General features: G+C 41.9%; 9 protein-coding genes. All 9 read left to right on the top strand.

What is annotated here, in order from left to right:
* Positions 1-579 precede the first annotated feature (579 nt).
* Entirely contained in the window at positions 580-3,696 is a 3,117-nt protein-coding gene (locus tag VS868_RS06580; protein ID WP_345599608.1) for a TonB-dependent receptor, read from the top strand.
* An 11-nt stretch (positions 3,697-3,707) separates the two neighbouring features.
* Positions 3,708-5,294 carry a RagB/SusD family nutrient uptake outer membrane protein gene (locus VS868_RS06575; RefSeq protein ID WP_345599607.1) on the top strand — a complete coding sequence of 529 codons (1,587 nt, stop codon included), beginning with the start codon at positions 3,708-3,710 and terminating at the stop codon, positions 5,292-5,294.
* A gap of 17 nt (positions 5,295-5,311) precedes the next feature.
* The gene (locus tag VS868_RS06570) at positions 5,312-6,727 is read left to right on the top strand and encodes a hypothetical protein (RefSeq protein WP_345599605.1); all 1,416 of its coding nucleotides are present in this window, start codon (positions 5,312-5,314) and stop codon (positions 6,725-6,727) included.
* A 208-nt stretch (positions 6,728-6,935) separates the two neighbouring features.
* Positions 6,936-9,404, top strand: a complete 2,469-nt coding sequence (gene galB / locus VS868_RS06565; RefSeq protein WP_345599604.1) for a beta-galactosidase GalB — start codon at positions 6,936-6,938, stop codon at positions 9,402-9,404.
* 33 nt (positions 9,405-9,437) lie between these two features.
* Positions 9,438-11,837, top strand: coding sequence for an alpha-xylosidase (locus tag VS868_RS06560; protein ID WP_345599603.1), 2,400 nt, complete (start codon positions 9,438-9,440; stop codon positions 11,835-11,837).
* 70 nt (positions 11,838-11,907) lie between these two features.
* Entirely contained in the window at positions 11,908-13,908 is a 2,001-nt protein-coding gene (locus VS868_RS06555; RefSeq protein ID WP_345599602.1) for a glycoside hydrolase family 97 protein, read from the top strand.
* 137 nt (positions 13,909-14,045) lie between these two features.
* The gene (locus VS868_RS06550) at positions 14,046-16,298 is read left to right on the top strand and encodes a glycoside hydrolase family 3 C-terminal domain-containing protein (RefSeq protein ID WP_345599601.1); all 2,253 of its coding nucleotides are present in this window, start codon (positions 14,046-14,048) and stop codon (positions 16,296-16,298) included.
* A 92-nt stretch (positions 16,299-16,390) separates the two neighbouring features.
* Positions 16,391-17,902 (top strand): alpha-L-fucosidase, encoded by a 1,512-nt coding sequence (locus tag VS868_RS06545; RefSeq protein ID WP_345599600.1) that lies wholly within the window; start codon positions 16,391-16,393, stop codon positions 17,900-17,902.
* 18 nt (positions 17,903-17,920) lie between these two features.
* Positions 17,921-19,366 (top strand): cellulase family glycosylhydrolase, encoded by a 1,446-nt coding sequence (locus VS868_RS06540; RefSeq protein ID WP_345599599.1) that lies wholly within the window; start codon positions 17,921-17,923, stop codon positions 19,364-19,366.
* Positions 19,367-19,452 lie beyond the last annotated feature (86 nt).

Genomic DNA, 19,452 nt, shown 5'->3' with positions numbered 1-19,452 from the left:
TATGAAGCTATGATTTTCCTGGCAAAGTGTTCTAATTCTACCCCTAAATAAGTTGTCTCCTTTCTTGCCCTTACAGCCCTTCTTATTTCAAGATCTATCTCAAAACTTTTAAAGATAGGTTTACAAAATACCTTTTTAGAAAGATCAAATACTTCCATCAGATGCCCCCCGGGGGAAATTTATTTACTTAATCCTTCAGAATTTTTATCTCTCCCGGGTAGAGTATGTTTGCGTTAAGATGAATTTTTCAGTGTTTTCCAGAGAATTAATTCTGTTTCTGAGAATTTATTTAAAGCTGGATTTTCCAGTCTAATAGATTTTACTTTTTCCCTTAACGCTAACTGTAAGTAAAATAAGACACTTTTAAAACTGCAGTGGTGACAGGGGCTCAGGTGATGCCCTGTGAACAAAAAGTCCTATCATATGATGATTTTATACTATTGTTCAACGAGCTTATTGAGGACATTGCAGGTACTTTAATAGATAAAGCGAAATCGTTTACGTTGAATGACAAATCAACCAAACCAACCAAATCTAAAATTTTAAAACTATTAACAGCTTTATTAAATCTTATGCACAATGAAGAAAAATACTTTCACCAAATTGGGACTATTTAGAAGCTGCCTGGCCTTCCTCATAGGGATCCTTTCAGTTTCACCGGTTTGGGCTCAACAGAACACCGTTACTGGTACGGTAGTATCTGGTTCAGACGGTTTGCCAATACCAGGGGTTAACGTCATGGTACAGGGGACTACAACGGGTACTACGACCGATTTTGATGGTAATTACGAAATTGATATTGATCCAAATGCAGCTCTGGTCTTTAGCTATGTGGGATTTATAACTCAGGAAATTCCTGTAAATAATCTTAATCAAATTGATGTGGTACTGGAGATAGCTACTTCAGAGCTTGATGAGATTGTGCTAATTGGTTATGGTACTCAGAGAAAAGCTTTGGTAACAGGTGCCAGTGTACAGGTAGATGGAGATGACCTTCAAAAAAGGAGCACTACCAGTGCCCTACAGGCAATGCAGGGGCAAACTCCCGGAGTCCAGATCACTTCAACTTCAGGCCAGCCCGGGTCTGGTTTGAACGTCAATATTAGAGGATTAGGATCTACAAGTGGTAATAACCCTCTTTATGTAGTAGACGGAGTTTTAACAGGCGATATTTCATATCTAAATAATGCCGATATTGAATCTATTTCTATTCTTAAAGATGCGGCATCGGCTGCCATATATGGTTCACAAGCTTCAAATGGGGTAGTACTGGTTACTACTCGTGGGGGTAGAAAGAATACTTCAAGGATCACTTTTGACTCTTACTACGGGGTTCAGAATGTGTCCAATAAAATAGACATGCTAAACTCGCATGAATATGCAATCATTACCAATGAAGCAGCTTTAAATTCAGGGAGATCTGTTATTTTTAGTCCTGAACAAATCGCTGAACTTGGCGAAGGTGTAGACTGGATTGATGAAATGTTTGTAGATGATGCTGTCACACAAAATTATATCCTTGGTTTTACTGGAGGTAGTGAGACTTCTACTTTCTCTTCTTCTCTTGCCTATACTCAGGAAGAAGGAATTGTTGGAGGTGAAGATTTTTCAAATTATGAGCGGGTAAACTTCAGGTTCAATTCTGAACATGAGTTATACGATGGATTCCTCACTTTTGGTGAGAATTTCACTTTTGCATACATCAACAGTAATGGTGTTGGGGTAGGAAATCAATTCAATAACACCTTACGTGGCGCCTTTGGTACTCCTCCCTTACTTCCTATGTTTGATGAAGCTGGAAATTTTTATGATACTTCCAATGATGATGAGGAATGGTTAACGGGCTACAATAACCCTTACGCCTCTATGGTGTACAATAACCAAAATGAGAACAATACTCAGAAGCTGTTAGGTAATGTTTATGCCGAAATGCAGTTACTTGACAACCTCAAATTCAGAACCAGTTTGGGATTGGATTATTACGCTTCTGAAGGGCATTCTTATTTGCCCATCTATCAACTCTCCAGTTATGCCTTTAGAGACAGAGACAGGGTTTACCAAAACCAAAGTAAGGGATATTCTCTATTGTGGGATAATCTTATCACGTACAATTTTGACATAAACGATGATCACCTTTTTGAAGTAATGGGGGGAACCTCGGCATATAAGTTTAAGGGGACGTACATAAATGCCAGTAATGTAGATTTAAATTTTAACGATCTTGAACATGCCTGGCTGGACAATGCTTTGAACACAGATGGTAGCCAAATAGAACAAAATGGTGGCCCAAATCCTGAGAATATGAGAATGTCTTACTTCGGAAGATTTAATTATAACTATCAGGATAAGTATCTTTTAAATTCCACTTTTAGGGCCGATGGTTCTTCAAATTTTGCTGAAGGAAACAGGTGGGGATATTTCCCTTCAGTTTCTTTAGGATGGGTTGCTTCAGCCGAAGATTTTCTTATTGATTCTAATGTGGTCAACTACCTAAAAATTCGAGCAAGCTGGGGGCAGGTAGGTAACCAAAACTCATCGGCCTTTCAATATCTGGCTCCTATAACCTTTGCCAATACCAATTATAATTTCGGAAATGAAGAAGGAGTACTTACTCCCGGAGCTTACCCGAGTAGATTACCAAACCCAAATCTACAATGGGAAACTTCCGAAGAGATAAACTTGGGTATTGATGCCCGATTATTTCAGAGCACTCTTAGCGTTACTCTGGATATATATGAGAAAACCAGTAAAGACTGGCTTATTGTGGCTCCCAATCGTGCAACTTCGGGTGCGGGTGCGCCTTTTATTAATGGAGGTGACGTAACCAACTCAGGTGTTGAACTCGCCCTTTCCTATAATAATCATATTGGAGACTTCAATTTTAATGTTGGTGTTAATGGAGCCTATAACCAGAATGAAGTTGGGAATATCCCTACAAATGATGGTATAATACACGGCGAAACAAATCAATTATTTGATAATGCTCCCGAATTTTATCGTGCCCAAAGTGGTTATCCTCTTGGATATTTTTGGGGACTTGAGACTGCAGGAATTTTCCAGACAGAGGAAGAAGTAAATAGTTACAAAGCCAATGGTAAACTTATTCAACCTGCTGCAAGTCCTGGAGACGTCATTTTTGTAGATCAGAATGGGGATGGAGTAATTAATGACAGTGATAAGACAAACATTGGAGATCCCAATCCCGATCTTACGTATGGCTTCAATGTAAACTTTGAGTACAAGGGCGTAGACTTTACGCTTCTTGCTAATGGAGTGGCAGGAAATCAAATCGTGCAATCTTACCGTAATCAGGCCAGTCAGTTTGCCAATTACACAACTGCCGTTTTTGAGCGCTGGACGGGTCCGGGTTCAACCAACAGCACCCCAAGGGTTACACTTGACAATAGAAACTATTCAAGATTTTCTGATCTATATGTACAGGATGGAGACTTCTTGAGGATTAGTAATGTAACGCTTGGATATGACCTTACTAATATTACAGATGCATTTAAAGTAGATAAACTACGTGTTTATTTCTCGGCTTTGAACCTGTATACTTTTACCAAATATGACGGAATGGACCCCGAAGTTGGATATGGTATCTCTAATGGCACCTTTAACTTTTCATCGGGAGTTGATCTTGGGTACTACCCGAGACCTCGAACATTATTGGTAGGATTAAACGTAACATTTTAATAAAAAACAGCATGAAAAGATTTAAAATCATTTTCTTATTGATGTTAGGAATGTTGGCGACAACCTCCTGCACAAAAGATTTTCTTGATGCCGAACTCATCACAGAAATAACAGATGAAAACTTTTATAAGACTCCAAAAGATGCCGAAGCTGCATTAGTGGGAGTATATGATGGTATGCAGGCGGTGGTTGGTATAGATGGTTTAAGCCATCCGCTGGCTAGTATGATTCTCTCTGATAATGCCTATGGAGGTACCGGAAATGCCGATAGCTTTACTTACCAGGCTGTAGACGAGTTTGATGTCAATCGTTCTCCAACAGATGCCAATCTTTATGAACCACAATGGATTGCTTACTACAGAGCCATATTTAGAGCAAATACCCTTCTAACCAAGTTAGACCAGATTGACTGGAGTGAAGACATGGCCAGGAGGAATCAAATTGAATCTGAAACCAGATTTATAAGAGGTTATCTCTATTTTCAAATGGTTCAATTATGGGGCAATATTCCGTTATTAACCGCGCCCAGTTCAGAAAACATTCCACCGGCTACTCCAGAAGAAGTATATACTGTAGTTGCAGAAGATTTACTTTTTGCGGCAGAGAATCTTCCTGCAGTTGCTTATAATACTGTACAGGCGGGAAGAGTTACTAAATGGGCTGCCAAATCTATGCTGGCCCGGGTTTATTTGTATTACACAGGGTATTATGGTGAATCAGATCTTGTAGGCCTGGTAAGTCAGTCAGATGCCCTTGCGCATCTCGAAGATGTGATTGCTAATAGTGGCCATGCACTTGTTTCTGATTATGCTAACCTATGGCCGGCAGCCTCCCTTGAAGATTTTGCAGGTGAAAATAACCAGGAGATTGTATTTGGCGTGAAGTTTACATTCACCAGTGACTATGATGGGAATACAGATGGAAACCATTGGATGGTAATGCTTGGAATGCGGGAGTTTACAAGTTATCCTTATGCAAATGGCTGGGGAGTAACGGTAACTGAAGACTTATATGATGCCTATGATGAAACCGATACAAGACAAAACGCATCTGTAATAGCAATTGAGGAAGAAGAAATAGCTTTTGATAATGTTAAAGGTCAACGGGAATACACTGGATATTACAGTAAAAAATATGCACCTATGGCAACAGAAGACGGTGGTAGCCTTGCCGTAGAGCTGGGAGGAACTAACTTCATGATTGGGCAGTTCCAGGATTATTTTGCAATTAGGTATGCCGATGTGTTATTAATGGCGGCCGAATTAGGCAGCCCTAATGCTCAGGCCTATTTTGATGAGGTACGCCAGCGGGCCTATAAGGATGATTTCACTCCTTTAGCGATCACTCCAGAACGTCTTCAGGAAGAGAGAAGGCTTGAATTTGCCCTTGAAGGGTTAAGGTATTGGGATTTACTCAGGCGAGGTGTAAGTGAAGCAGCTCAGCAAATAGCGGTGAGTACTACCCTGCTCAATGGCGGAGTTGAAGCACAAAAAACTATATCAGCTTCTAATATTCAAACTACCGAAGGTCTTCAGCAAATTCCGAATAATCAAATTACACTATCAGATGGTGTACTGGTTCAGAACCCAGGATGGTAAAATTAAAAGGAAAAATCATGAAAAAATATAAAGCAACTCTAAGTTTCCTGTTGGTATCTATGCTGATCTTTACAGCTTGCCAGCCAGAGGATTACAGCCTTGGAAATAAATTAGCTCCCTCACAGATCAATTTTGAAGTTATTCAGAATTATGACATTGATCCGGGTGGAAACACTGTTATACTCAAGTTCGACACACCTGGAGCAAGTCCCGTATGGAACTATGGTACAGGTAGATCCAGTAAGGTAATTGATACTATACGCTATGCCTTCCAGGGAGACTATACAATTGACCTTAAAGTTATAACACAAGGAGGTGTGGTCAATATGGATCCCGTAACCATTAATGTCACCGAAGATAATTTGAATTATGTAAATGATCCATTATGGTCTAAACTAACAGGTGGAAATGGAGAATCCAAAACCTGGTATCTTGACCTTGATGAAAATGGGGAATCGACATTCTTTAACGGCCCTCTTTATTTCTATGGAACAAATAATGGATGGCTCGAAGGAGGTAATGATGGTTGTTATGAAGAGGGCGGCGATTGCTGGAACTGGCAGCCAGATTGGGCCGGTAACCAATGGTTAATGCCGGCAGGAGATTACGGCTCTATGACCTTTAGCCTTAAAGGTGGACCCTACGTGACCGTAGACCATAAAATGTTAGCTGCGCTGGGAGAACAATCCGGAACTTTTTATCTTGATAAAGATGCGCATACCTTATCTCTTAATGATGCGGGAATTCTTCACAATGAAGGGGTGGATGCCTGTGCTATTGACTTTGGGGATATAAGAATTTTCTCCCTCACAGAAGATGCCATGCAACTTGGGGTGTTGAGACCCGATGGTTGTAACAATGAAGGTGCTGCAATGTTAGTGTATAACTTCGTTTCTAAAGAATACAAAGATAACTACGTTCCTGTTATAGAAGAACCTACAATAGATGAAGGATTTGATCCTGAATTCGCACCAGGAGAACTATTACAAATGCTTACTGGCGGACCGTCTTCAGGAAGATACTGGAAGCTTGATGCTAGCGGAAATCCCATAGACTGGATAGCCGGAGGAATTGGCTGGACAGAGAATGCCGATAGCACCAGAGACTGGGGATGGAATGCAGACTGGGATGCAATGGCCAAAAACTCCTGGATCAGGTTTGATCAATGGGGAGGACAAACCTATACCAAATCTCAGAACGGGGTCGAAACTTCAGGAACCTTTACAATTAATGAAGAAACCAATGAGATCATTCTTAAAGAAGGAATGAGCCTTCTTGGTATTGGAAATACATTGAGCCCTACTACCAATACCTTGAAAGTAGTTAAAGCTTACGATGATTTCTCAACAAAGGGAATCTGGTTTGGAACAAGCTATGACGAAGGCAAGGATGAGTGGTTGTCATTTCATTACGTATTAGGTAATAATAATTAAAATGGTAACGGGAAGAAAACCTAACAATTAAACTTGCCGCTACCATTGACGAAATCCTAATGTACTAACAATTACGTTGAACAAGTTTGTTGTTTGAGTTGCTGAAATTAAAAGGGAAGAGGTTTAACTTTGTGAAGCTTATTTCCTTTTTTTTAACTAATTAACCCCTGGCCTGGTATTTAAAAAGGCTTCTTTTAACTGAATTCTCATGTTTCAAAAAAGGTACATTTTTCCTGCACTAATTTTATTTTTCAGCTTTCTTTATTCCTGTGAAAACTCTACTTCTGAAGCCCCCAAGGCAGAAAGAAAAATTTCCTTCAACGAAGACTGGCAGTTCTTTCTTGGTGACTCTTCAAAAATGGCTTCTTCCGAAGCCCAATGGAGAACACTTGATGTGCCGCACGACTGGAGCATAGAAGGAGAGTTTAGTCCGGAACATCCAGCAGGAGTTGGCGGCGGAGCACTTCCCGGCGGCCTTGGCTGGTATAAAAAGAACTTTACCATTGCAGCCGAAGACAGTACCAAACTAACTGCCGTAACTTTTGATGGCATCTATCAGAACAGTGAAGTCTGGATCAACGGGAATTACCTCGGCAACAGGCCCAATGGTTACATTGGCTTTCAATATGATCTTACTCCGTACCTTAATTACGGGGATGAGCAAAATGAAATTCTGGTAAAGGTCAACAATGCAGATCAACCAAATTCCCGCTGGTATTCAGGTTCCGGGATTTATAGAAATGTATGGCTGGAACAAACAGATAAGTTACACGTGCCTCAATGGGGAACATTTGTTACTACTCCTCAAGTATCCAGAGACAGTGCGTTGGTTCAGGTTGAGGTAAGACTTGCCAACAAGTACAGCGGTGTCAAAAATGGCATTTTAGAGACCTCCTTGTTTTACAAAGATCAGGAGGTTACTTCAGCTGCTGCAGAATTTGAGATTCAGCCGCAGGATACTTCAGAAGTTACTCAGCAAATTACGGTTTCACAACCTCAGTTATGGTCCACAGAAGATCCGCAGCTTTATTCCGCAGTAACAAGAATTAAGGTTGACGGAGAGGTCATTGATCAATACACCACACAATTTGGGATCAGGGATTTTAAATTTGATCTTGAAAAAGGCTTTATACTGAATGGCGAACAGGTGAAGATCAAAGGAGTAAACAATCATCATGACCTGGGACCTTTGGGTGCCGCAGTTAATAAGAGAGCCATAGAGCGACAGCTGGAGATCATGAAAGAAATGGGCGTCAACGGAATACGAACTGCTCATAACCCACCGGCTCCCGAACTTCTGGAACTCACAGATAAAATGGGCTTTATTGTGATGGATGAGTCTTTCGACATGTGGGAAAGAGCCAAAACTGAAAATGATTACAGCAATTATTGGGAAGCATGGCATGAGCGGGATATGAGAGATATGATCCTTCGGGACCGCAATCATCCCAGTATTTTTATCTGGAGCATTGGGAATGAGGTGCCCGAGCAATGGAGCGATCGCGGTGCTGAAATTGGCAGGGAACTGGCCCGGATCACCAAAGAAGTGGATCCCACAAGGCCTGTTACAGCCGGAATGAATCCGCCGGTTCATACCAGTAATGACGATGTTACGCTTCAGTTTGATGAACCACAACAGCCTAACGCGCTTGCAGGTTCGGGAGCTTTAGATCTCATCGGGTACAATTATGCCCATCAAACTTACCCAAAACACCAGGTGAACTTTCCCAATACGCCTTTTATAGCCACCGAAACTACTTCGGCGCTGGCTACAAGAGGATATTATGAATTTCCTTCAGATACTACAAAGATCTGGCCGGTGCGCTGGGATCTGCCTTTTGACGGTGGGAATGCAGACAATACTGTTTCAGCTTTTGACCAGGTGAGAACACCATGGGGCTCTACTCATGAAACCACCTGGAAGATCATCAAAAAACACGATTTCCTTTCAGGATTTTACATCTGGACCGGATTTGATTATTTAGGAGAACCCACTCCCTACAGCTGGCCTTCAAGAAGTTCTTACTTCGGAATAGTTGATCTCGCAGGATTTCCGAAGGATTCTTATTATATGTACAAAAGTGAATGGACCAATGAAGATGTACTGCATATCCTGCCGCATTGGAACTGGGAAGAGGGACAAACAGTCGATGTCTGGGCCTACTATAATAACGCCGATGAGGTTGAGCTTTTCCTGAACGGAGAATCTATGGGCACTAAGAAAAAGCAGGGAGATGACCTGCACGTGATGTGGCGCTTTCCTTTCAAAAAGGGCATTTTGAAGGCTGTTTCCAGGAAAGACGGAAAAGTAGTGCTTGAAAAGAAAGTGAAAACCGCAGGTGAGCCTGCAATGTTGACCATGCAGCCCGACAGGCAAACAATTAAAGCAGATGGACAGGACCTGTCATTTATTACCGTAAATATTACAGATGAAGACGGGACTATAGCACCCCCGGCTAATAATGTTGTTCATTTTGAGGTAACAGGCAATGCAGAGATAGCCGGAGTTGCCAGCGGCGACCCCACGAGTCATGAATCTTTTAAGGGTAGCTCCCATTCAGCTTTAAGCGGAAAAGTTCTGGTGATCATCCGCGCCGGAAAAGAAGCCGGGCCGGTAGAAGTGACTGCCACTGCAAATGGTCTTCAAAAAGCTACCACCACCATAAATTTAGAATAGAAAATGAATCTCCTAAACCATAAAACTATAAAAATGAAGAACGGCTGGTTAAATAAGTTGGGACTTTCCTTACTTCTGGCACTTTTTGGAAGTTTTGGTGCCAAGGCACAAATTCAGGAAGTTGACATTCTCAACGCTCCGGTAGACGTAAGTAAAGACTTTGTCGATTATAATAACACCTTTTATTTTGCAGATGAGCTGGTAGATTTTCATCCCAAAACCGGAAAAGGCACAGTAAAATATCTTCGGCACGATTACCAGACCCGGCAGGCTTTTAACAACATGCTCATGCGGCCTGTTCCTGTTGAAGCTAATGAATTCCCCACAACCGAGTATGAAATTTCTCCGGAATTACCTTTTGAAGTTCAATTTGTGTCGGACAGGACTGTGCGCATAAAAATGGCTTCGGGACCACAATTCCACAAGCAAAAAGAGTCCCTCATGCTTATTGATGGTGTTGCGCCAAACCATCCCGAACTTTGGAAATATTCAATGATCGAAGGAGGTCATAGCTATTCCAACCAGAACGGGAGAGTTGAGATTCTCACTAAGCCGTGGCACGTAAAATTGTATGATGAAACCGGGAAATTGCTCACCAGTACCTTACATCTTACAGATGTTGAAAACACTTACACTCCTGTGCTGCCTTTCTCGTATGTGCGTAGAAACAGCGACTATTCAAGAAGTATGGCGGCTGCCTTCAGTCTTGAGCCGGGAGAAAAGATCTTCGGCCTTGGCGAGTCTTTTACCCAGTTTAACAAGCGGGGTCAAAAAGTGGTGCTGTGGGTTGATGATGCCAACGGGGTTCAGAATGAAACTATGTACAAGCCCATTCCGTTCTACATGAGCAGCCGCGGTTATGGTGTTTTCATGCACACTTCATCTCCTATTACTGTTGATTTCGGAAAATATTTCAATGCAGCCAATAACATGATGCTGGGTGATGATGTTGCCGATCTTTTCTTCTTCCTTGGCGAACCAAAAGACATTCTTGATGAATATACCAACCTCACCGGTAAAGCAGAAATGCCACCGCTGTGGTCCTTTGGTTTCTGGATGAGCCGCATCACCTATTTTTCTGAAAAGGAAGGACGGGAAATAGCTTCAAATCTTCGGAAGTATAAGATCCCAAGTGACGTGATCCATTTTGATACCGGATGGTTTGATGTAGACTGGAGAAACAACTATGAGTTTGCTGCCGATCGTTTTGAAGATCCTGTAGACATGATGAAAGACATGAAAGAAGATGGCTTCCATGTTTCACTTTGGCAACTTCCATATTTCACACCTCAAAATACCCTTTTTGACGAGATAGTTGAACAAGGTCTTGCGGTTAAAGATCGCAAAGGGAACATTCCTTATGAAGATGCAGTGCTCGATTTCTCAAATCCTGAAACCGTTGAATGGTACCAGGGTAAACTGAAGCACTTATTTGATCAGGGAGTGGGTGTGTTTAAAGTAGATTTTGGAGAAGCTGCACCCGCAACAGGATTGTATCATTCTGGCCGCACTGGCTTCTACGAACACAACCTGTACCCGTTGCGTTATAACAAAGCCGTCGCCGAACTTACTAAAAAAGAGAAAGGCTATTCCCTTATCTGGGCGCGAAGTACCTGGGCCGGTAGCCAGCGATACCCGCTACATTGGGGTGGTGATGCCGCTACAACCAATACCGCAATGTCAGCCACCCTTCGCGGCGGATTATCTTTAGGTTTGAGCGGATTCAGCTTCTGGAGTCATGATGTCGGCGGATTTGTAACAGCTGCCCCCGAAGATCTTTACAGAAGATGGACTCCCTTTGGGATGCTTTCTTCTCACGTGAGAAGTCACGGGGAACCACCAACAGAGCCATGGCTTTACAATGAAAGCTTCCTGAAAGCCTTCAGAAAAGCTGATAATATGCGGTATGAATTAATGCCTTATATCTATGCCCAGGCAAAAGAGAGTGCAGAACAAGGGCTCCCAATGATGCGTGCACTGTTTGTTGAATTCCCCGATGATCCGGGTTCCTGGTTGATCGATGATCAATACCTGTTTGGATCTGATATGCTGGTGGCGCCGCTATTTGAAGAAACTACAGAGCGGGAAGTTTATCTTCCTTCGGGCAAATGGATAGACTACCAATCTGGAAAAGTTTACGAGAGTGGGTGGCATACAATAAAGGCTGGTGAAATTCCTATTATCGCTCTTGTAAAAGACGGCTCAGTGATCCCTCATATCAAACTGGCACAATCAACCCAGGATATGGACTGGAAAAATATACAGCTGAAGGTTTTCGCGAGCGATAATACTAATGCTGCTTCCGGAAAGGTCTTTTTACCTGAAGCAACTAAAGCTGAAAGCATAAAGGTGTCAAAAAAGGGAAATTCCTTTGAAGTTTTGGAAAATCCGCTGAAGGGTCAGACCACCTTTAAAATTGAATGGAAGAAATAATCAATAATTAAAACCCCACTGATTTTAAGTAAATCTTTATTCAGAAATCGGCGGTAATGAATAAAATATCATGATAAGGAAATTAAGTATAATTCCTGCCCTGCTTTTCACTTTTGTAAGTTGTGCACAACAGGAAACCAATTACGAACTAAGCTCCCCGGGAGGACAAAATAAGATCACTTTTGACCTGGAAAATGAAAGACCTACATATTCGGTTTCTCATGAAGATACAGAGGTAATAAGCGCTTCAGAAATGGGTTTTGTCTTCAGAGATAATGATTCGCTAAGTAAAAATTTCAAAATAACAGATGTAGAGCGTTCCACTTTTGACAACACCTGGGAACAGGTTTGGGGTGAAAAGTCGAACATAAGGAACCACTATAATGAACTGCTCGTGAACCTTCAGGAGAAATCGGGCAAGCAAAGAAAATTGCAGGTGCAGTTTAGAGCTTTTGATGATGGGATAGCCTTTAGATATGTTTTTCCGGAGCAGGGAATTAAGGATAGCATTTTTATAATGGATGAGCTTACCACCTTTAATTTGAAGGACGATGGTAAAGCCTGGTGGATTCCTGCTTACCATGAGCAACGTTATGAAAACCTTTATGAAGCTTCCCCGGTAAGTACTCTTGATACAGTACATACTCCGCTTACTATTGAGAGTGACAGCGGACTTGCCTTAAGTTTCCATGAAGCAAACCTCACCGATTTTGCCAGCATGACCCTTTTCCCAACATCGGGTACAGAACTAAAGGCCGACCTTGTTCCATGGTCAGACGGCGTGAAAGTACGTACCACAGGTTCTTTCACCACACCATGGAGAACTTTGCAAATAGCTAAAGAGCCTAAAGATCTTATAACTTCTTATCTGATTCTAAACTTAAATGAACCTAATAAAATAGAGGATTCAAGCTGGATTGAACCATATAAATATATCGGGATCTGGTGGGGAATGCATATTGGAAAATACACTTTTTGGGAAGGTCCAGACCATGGCGCATCTACTAAAAATGCCAAAGAGCACATTGATTATGCAAGGCAGCTGGGTATTGATAACCTGCTCATAGAAGGTTGGAATAAAGGCTGGACTCCGCAGTGGTATGAAAATCATATGCACCAGTTTAATTTCATAAAATCTACAGATGATTTCGATCTTGAGGAAGTGACAGAATATGGTGCAAAGAACGGAGTACGTCTCGTGGGTTATCATGAGACCGGCTCTAATATCGATAATTACCTAAAGCAGGTAGACAGTGCTTTTGCCCTTTACAACAAAGTGGGAGTGCGCAGCGTAAAGATTGGACATGTAGGTTCTATGCTCAATATGAAAGAATGGCATCATGGGCAGTATGGGGTGAATTATTTCAGGTACATCCTTAAAAAAGCAGCGGAATATAATCTCACAGTTTACTTCCACGAGCCTATTAAAGATACAGGGGAACGCCGTACCTATCCAAACATGATGGCGCGTGAGGGTGGCCGTGGTATCGAGTATAACGCCTGGAGTGAAGGGAATCCGCCAAGTCATACTGCGATTTTGCCATTTACCCGCTTCCTTGCAGGACCAATGGATTTTACTGCCGGAATTCTTGATGTAGAGAATAAACAGGGTTACCCCGGAAGAAGAGTACATTCAACTTCTGCAAAACAACTGGCACTTTTGGTAGTGGTTTTTTCACCTGTGCAAATGTTGGCCGACCTGCCTGAAAATTACGTTGGTAAACCTGAATTTAAGTTTCTAAAGGATGTTCCTGTGAACTGGCAGGATACCAAAGTTCTCAATGGTTCAATAGGTGAATATATCACCATTGTTCGTAAAGATATTGATAGCGACGACTGGTACCTCGGAAGTCTTAGCAATGAAGAAGCACGGGATCTTGAAATAGCACTCGACTTCCTTGATGCTGATGCAACCTACGAAGCAGAGATCTATGCAGATGCTGAAGGAACAGGAATGAAAAATAATCCTGAAAAAGTTGAGATTTCTACTAAGGAAGTGACTTCAAAAGACAAACTTACTCTCAAGTTGGGAGAAAGTGGGGGAGCTGCAATTAGGTTTAAAAAGTTGTAAATTTTCCTTCTGAAGAGCAACACCTTAAAATCTCTCTTTCTATCAATTTAAACCCAAGGTAACAGTATGATTAACAAGGGTGGCCCTTCAGCTAAAAATAATCTAACTAAGCATTATACGTTCAAAACCAAAATAACATGAAAAACAGATTTATACCATTAGTGGGCATTTTCAGCATTTTAAGCTTCACTGCATGTAATGAGAGCAAGGAGGCAGGAGATTTGGCTGTTGCAGAAACTTCTCAGGAAAATGCCATTTTTGAGGGGAAACCCCTAAGCATGGAATACGAAGAGGAGATCACGAATCTCATCTCTCAAATGACATTGGAAGAAAAAGCCGGAATGCTGCACGGTACCAGTATGTTTGCGACTTCGGGCGTACCAAGGCTGGGAATCCCCGAACTAACCATGGCCGATGGGCCGCTGGGTATCCGAGAGGAGATTTCCCGCGATTCATGGGCTCCTGCAGGTTGGGATAACGATTTTGCAACCTACTTACCGGCAGGCGCAGGGCTTTCTGCTACCTGGAATCCACAGCTGGCATATACTTTTGGAGATGTTATTGGCGCAGAGGCACGAGACAGGAATAAGGATGTGCTATTAGCTCCTGCATTTAACATTATCAGGACTCCGCTGGGTGGGCGTACTTATGAATATTTCTCTGAAGATCCATTTTTGAATACCCAAATCACTGTGCCTTACATTGTGGGGGTTCAGGAGAATGATGTGGCAGTAAGTGTCAAACACTATGCAGCCAACAACCAGGAAACCAATCGTGGGACTGTAGATGTGCAAATGGATGAACGTACTCTTAGAGAGATCTATCTTCCCGCATTTGAAGCCGCAATTAAAGATGCCCACGCCTATACTGTAATGGGAGCTTATAATAAATTCCGTGGAGATTATTTAAACGAAAATGAATATATGCTTCAGGATGTCTTACGGGATGAATGGGGCTTTAAGGGAATTGTGATCTCAGACTGGGCCGCTATTCACAGCACAGTAAAAGCTTTAAAAGCCGGAGCCGATGTTGAGATGGGAACTCCCGGTCCTTTTAACGAGTTCTACTTTGCCGATCCGCTTATTGCAGCAGTAAAATCGGGGGAACTTTCAGAAGAAGAAGTAGATAAACACGTGAGAAGGGTTTTACGATTAATGTATAACATCAAAAGCATTGACACAACAGGTCGTGCAAAGGGAAGTAGAAATACCGAGCAGCATTTAAAAGATGCTTATAACATTGCTTCAGAATCTGTAGTACTTCTCAAAAATGACAAAAATATGCTGCCTTTAAATCTTGAAGGCGTAAAAAGCATTGCGGTAATTGGAGACAATGCAACAAAAAAGAATGCTTTGGGAGGTTTTGGAGCCGGTGTAAAAACAAAACTAGAGGTAACTCCGCTGGAAGGGCTTAAGAACAGGCTGCCTGAATCTGTAAAAATCACTCATGCGCCGGGTTACCTGGAGCGCTATTCTAAAACAGATAAAGCAAAATTCGGGGATATTACCTTAGATGGTCCTGTGACCATAAATGAACTTGACCCAAAACTGTTGGAAGAGGCTGTAAATGCTGCTAAAAATTCTGATGTTGCCATCATCTTTGCAGGTTCTAACCGTGATTATGAGACTGAAGCTTCAGACCGTGCAAGCCTTGATCTACCATTTGGACAGGAAGAATTAATAGCGAAGGTAATGGAGGCCAATCCTAATACTATTGTGGTGATGATCGCTGGTGCTCCTTTTGATATTGAAAATATCGAACAACAAACTTCCACGCTCGTGTGGAGCTGGTTTAATGGTTCTGAAGGCGGTAATGCCCTTGCAGATGTGCTTCTTGGAAAGGTAAATCCTTCCGGGAAACTTCCATGGACAATGCCTAAAGATCTAAAGGATTCTCCTGCTCATGCCAATAACAGCTTTCCGGGAGATGAGGTAGCTACTTATGACGAAGGTATACTGGTAGGGTATCGCTGGTTTGATACTAAAAACATTGAACCTCTATATCCTTTTGGCTTCGGACTTTCCTATACAGACTTCGAATTTTCTAACGCAAAAGCTGACAAAAAAGAAGCCTATAAAGCAGATGGAACTATTCAGGTTTCGGTAGATGTGAAAAACACCGGAGAATTTGATGGAAAGGAAGTAGTGCAGCTTTATGTATCTAAATCAGATTCCAAAGTAGAGCGTGCGGCGCAGGAGCTTAAAGGCTTTAAAAAGCAAATGATCGCCAAGGGAGAAACAAAAACAGTAACTATTGCTGTTCCGGTAAAGGAACTGGCTTACTACGATATAAATTCCGGAAAATGGACTGTAGAGCCAGGTAACTATACTCTTAAGTTAGGTAATTCTTCAAGAAACCTGAAGCAGGAAGTAGTCGTTGAAATACAATAAAAGTAACATCAGGATAAGGTCTCAAAAATGGCATTTTTGAGACCTTATTTTTAAAAAGTTTCAACCAGATTTATCTGGAAGAAATATAAACTATGCGATACATTAGAATTACAAATGTAATCTCTCTACTGCTATTAATGGCTTGTGGAAGAAATTCTCAGCAGGAAAATCAGGAGAAGATTCAGGAGGAGCGATACGTTGCCGACTGGGATTCGCTGGCGAAATATGACGAAACCGCTGAGTGGTTCAAGAATGCCAAGTTTGGGATCTATGCGCATTGGGGCGTGCTTTCAGTTCCGGCTTATGCCAACGACTGGTATCCGCGGAACATGCACATAGAAGGTACCAATGAGTATAAACATCACGTGGAAACCTATGGGCCACATTCAGAATTTGGTTATCACGACTATGTGCCCATGTTTAAGGCCGAAGAATTTGATGCAAGTGCCTGGGCGGAGCTTTGGGAGAAAGCAGGTGCTAAATTTGGTGGAATTGTAGCTATTCACCACGATGGCTGGTCTAACTGGGACAGTGAGATCAACCCGTGGAACTCTGTAGACATGGGGCCCAAAAAGGACATTTTAGGATCTCTTGAAAAGGCGCTGAAGGAGCGCGATATGAAATTTGTCACCACATTTCATAAGGCCAGGAGCCTTCAGATCTTTCAGCAGGATTCCACAAAATGGCTGGATGACACTTCTTACTTTCCTTATAATCCTGAACTACCTACTGCTTCCGAAGATTCTTTGCTGTCTATCATGTATGGCAACATTTCGAAGGAACAGTTTTATAAGAACTGGCTGGGGGAACTTAAGGAAGTCATAGACAACTACAGCCCCGACCTCATCTATTTTGACAGTAAACTGGATAAGTTACCAGATTCTCTAAAACGGCAGTTTGTAGCCTACTATTTTAACCATGCTGAAGCTCAAGGCAAGCAGGTGGTGATCACACATAAAGAAGGGGAGCTGCCAAAATCTGTAAGTCTTGAGGATCTTGAAAAAGGACGAATGAAGGACAAGACTGAAGAATTCTGGCTTACCGATGAAACCGTTTCTGTGGGCAGCTGGAGCTATACGAATGATCTTGGTTTGAAAACTTCAGATGAAATTATTGATTTGTTGGCAGATATAGTGAGCAAGAACGGAGCTTTGATGTTGAACGTCTCGCCCAAAACCAATGGAATTATTCCGCAGAATCAACAGGAGATTTTGTTGGAAATAGGACAGTGGCTGGAAATCAATGGCGAAGCCATCTACGGCACCCGCACCTGGGAAGTTTATGGGGAAGGACCTACGAAGCAGGAAAAGTCGGGGATGTTTCTGGATAAACTGATCTACACCGCAGAAGATATACGCTACACTCAAAAAGGCAATAATATCTATGCAATATTTTTGGGCTGGCCCGGGAATAATAAAAGAGTTACCCTACAGTCCTTTTCAGAAGAAGTGTTGGGAGAAAATGTGCCACAAATTGAGGCTGTTTCGGTTTTAGGTGGTGGGGAGGTCGAGTATAACCTTGACGAGAAGGGTTTACACCTTACAACTCCTGCAAATATGATTAATGAAAAAGCATTTGTAGTGAAGATTTCAAAGGGAAATTAAAAACTAAATATTTCAAGCATGTTTAGAACAAAACTTACAACCTGGATATTCCTGCTGTTTATTGTTATGGCAGGTTTTGCTTCCTGTTCACAGGATGATAACAATGATCCTGTTATTGTTGAGCCATCTTTGAAGGTTAGCCCGGCTTTGATGGAATTTGATGCTGAAGGAGAGACAAGAGGTATGCAAATTACCAGCAACATTGACTGGATAGTAACAGGAGTTCCAGATTGGTTGAGTCTGTCTGAAACTGCTTCTGAAGGAAATATGAATATACAGGTTACTGCAGAAGCAAATAAGCAAACTGAAAACAGGGCTGCAACTTTGACCATTACGGCTAATGATTCAGACCTTTTTGATGAGGTGCAGGTAACACAGGAAGCAGCCGAAGCACCTGAAGAAGAGGTGGAAGCTAGTATTCCATCAGATAATTCCGGGATGAGAGATATTAGCAGTGTTCAGCTTTCAGATGAAATGGGGATTGGCTGGAACCTTGGGAACTCGCTTGAAGCCATTGGCGGGGAGACTGCATGGCAAAATCCTGTAGTAACCCAAAAGCTGATTGATTCCGTCAAAGCTGCCGGGTTTAACACCGTTCGAATTCCCGTTGCCTGGAGTAAATTTTCAAATGCTGAAAATTTCACGATAAAAGAAACCTGGATGAATCGCGTAGAAGAAGTGGCCAATTATGTTTTAAGCAATGATATGTATGCCATTATCAACATACACTGGGATGGCGGTTGGATGCAACCCACTTATGAAGAGCAGGATTATGTTAACGATCGTCTGGAAAAGATGTGGCAGCAAATAGCAATAAGGTTTAGAGATTACGATGATAAACTGCTTTTTGCAGGGACTAATGAAGTGATGTTTGGGAACGATTATGGCACTCCTACCAAAGAATATTACACCGTTCAAAACAGCTTTAATCAGACGTTTGTTGATGCGGTTAGGGAAACCGGTGGGCGAAATCATTACCGTCACCTGGTGGTGCAGGGTTTCAATACAAATATTGACCATACAGTAAATTTTGCAGTAATCCCTGAAGACGTTGTAGAACACCGCTTGTTTATGGAAGTACATTACTACGATCCATACAACTTTACGATTAATGAAGAAACTAGCGTTTACCAGTGGGGAGAAGACGCACCCAAATCTGAAGACTGGGGCAATGAATCTTACGTAGATACCCAGTTTCAGAAAGTGAAGGACTATTTTATAGATAAGGGAGTAGGCGTTATAATGGGCGAATTCGGGGCTATGAAAAGAGATAAAGTTGAAGGGCATGAGGCATATCGGGAGTACTACATAGAATATGTTACCCAGGCCGCTCTCGAACATGGGATAGTACCAATTTATTGGGATAACGGAAACGAAGACGACCTCGGATTTGCCATTTTTGACAGGGAAACCGGGGCAGTGCTTTATCCCAATCTTATTGATGCCTTAATTAGCACAGAATAACCAGAAATTTAAACTGTCTTATCTGCTTTTAAAAAGATAATATTGTTAATTTTAACTAAATTACTTCTCTTATATATTTTGTCCAA

Origin of the sequence: Salinimicrobium sp. 3283s (assembly GCF_039602225.1) — a bacterium.
GTDB lineage: Bacteria > Bacteroidota > Bacteroidia > Flavobacteriales > Flavobacteriaceae > Salinimicrobium > Salinimicrobium profundisediminis.
This window is presented reverse-complemented; position numbering and strand designations above follow the sequence as displayed.

Coding starts and splice junctions, on each gene's coding strand:
- VS868_RS06560 (WP_345599603.1), top strand. CDS start 9,438: ATGAAGAACGGCTGGTTAAATAAGTTGGGACTTTCCTTACTTCTGGCA.
- VS868_RS06555 (WP_345599602.1), top strand. CDS start 11,908: ATGATAAGGAAATTAAGTATAATTCCTGCCCTGCTTTTCACTTTTGTA.
- VS868_RS06575 (WP_345599607.1), top strand. CDS start 3,708: ATGAAAAGATTTAAAATCATTTTCTTATTGATGTTAGGAATGTTGGCG.
- galB (WP_345599604.1), top strand. CDS start 6,936: ATGTTTCAAAAAAGGTACATTTTTCCTGCACTAATTTTATTTTTCAGC.
- VS868_RS06540 (WP_345599599.1), top strand. CDS start 17,921: ATGTTTAGAACAAAACTTACAACCTGGATATTCCTGCTGTTTATTGTT.
- VS868_RS06580 (WP_345599608.1), top strand. CDS start 580: ATGAAGAAAAATACTTTCACCAAATTGGGACTATTTAGAAGCTGCCTG.
- VS868_RS06545 (WP_345599600.1), top strand. CDS start 16,391: ATGCGATACATTAGAATTACAAATGTAATCTCTCTACTGCTATTAATG.
- VS868_RS06550 (WP_345599601.1), top strand. CDS start 14,046: ATGAAAAACAGATTTATACCATTAGTGGGCATTTTCAGCATTTTAAGC.
- VS868_RS06570 (WP_345599605.1), top strand. CDS start 5,312: ATGAAAAAATATAAAGCAACTCTAAGTTTCCTGTTGGTATCTATGCTG.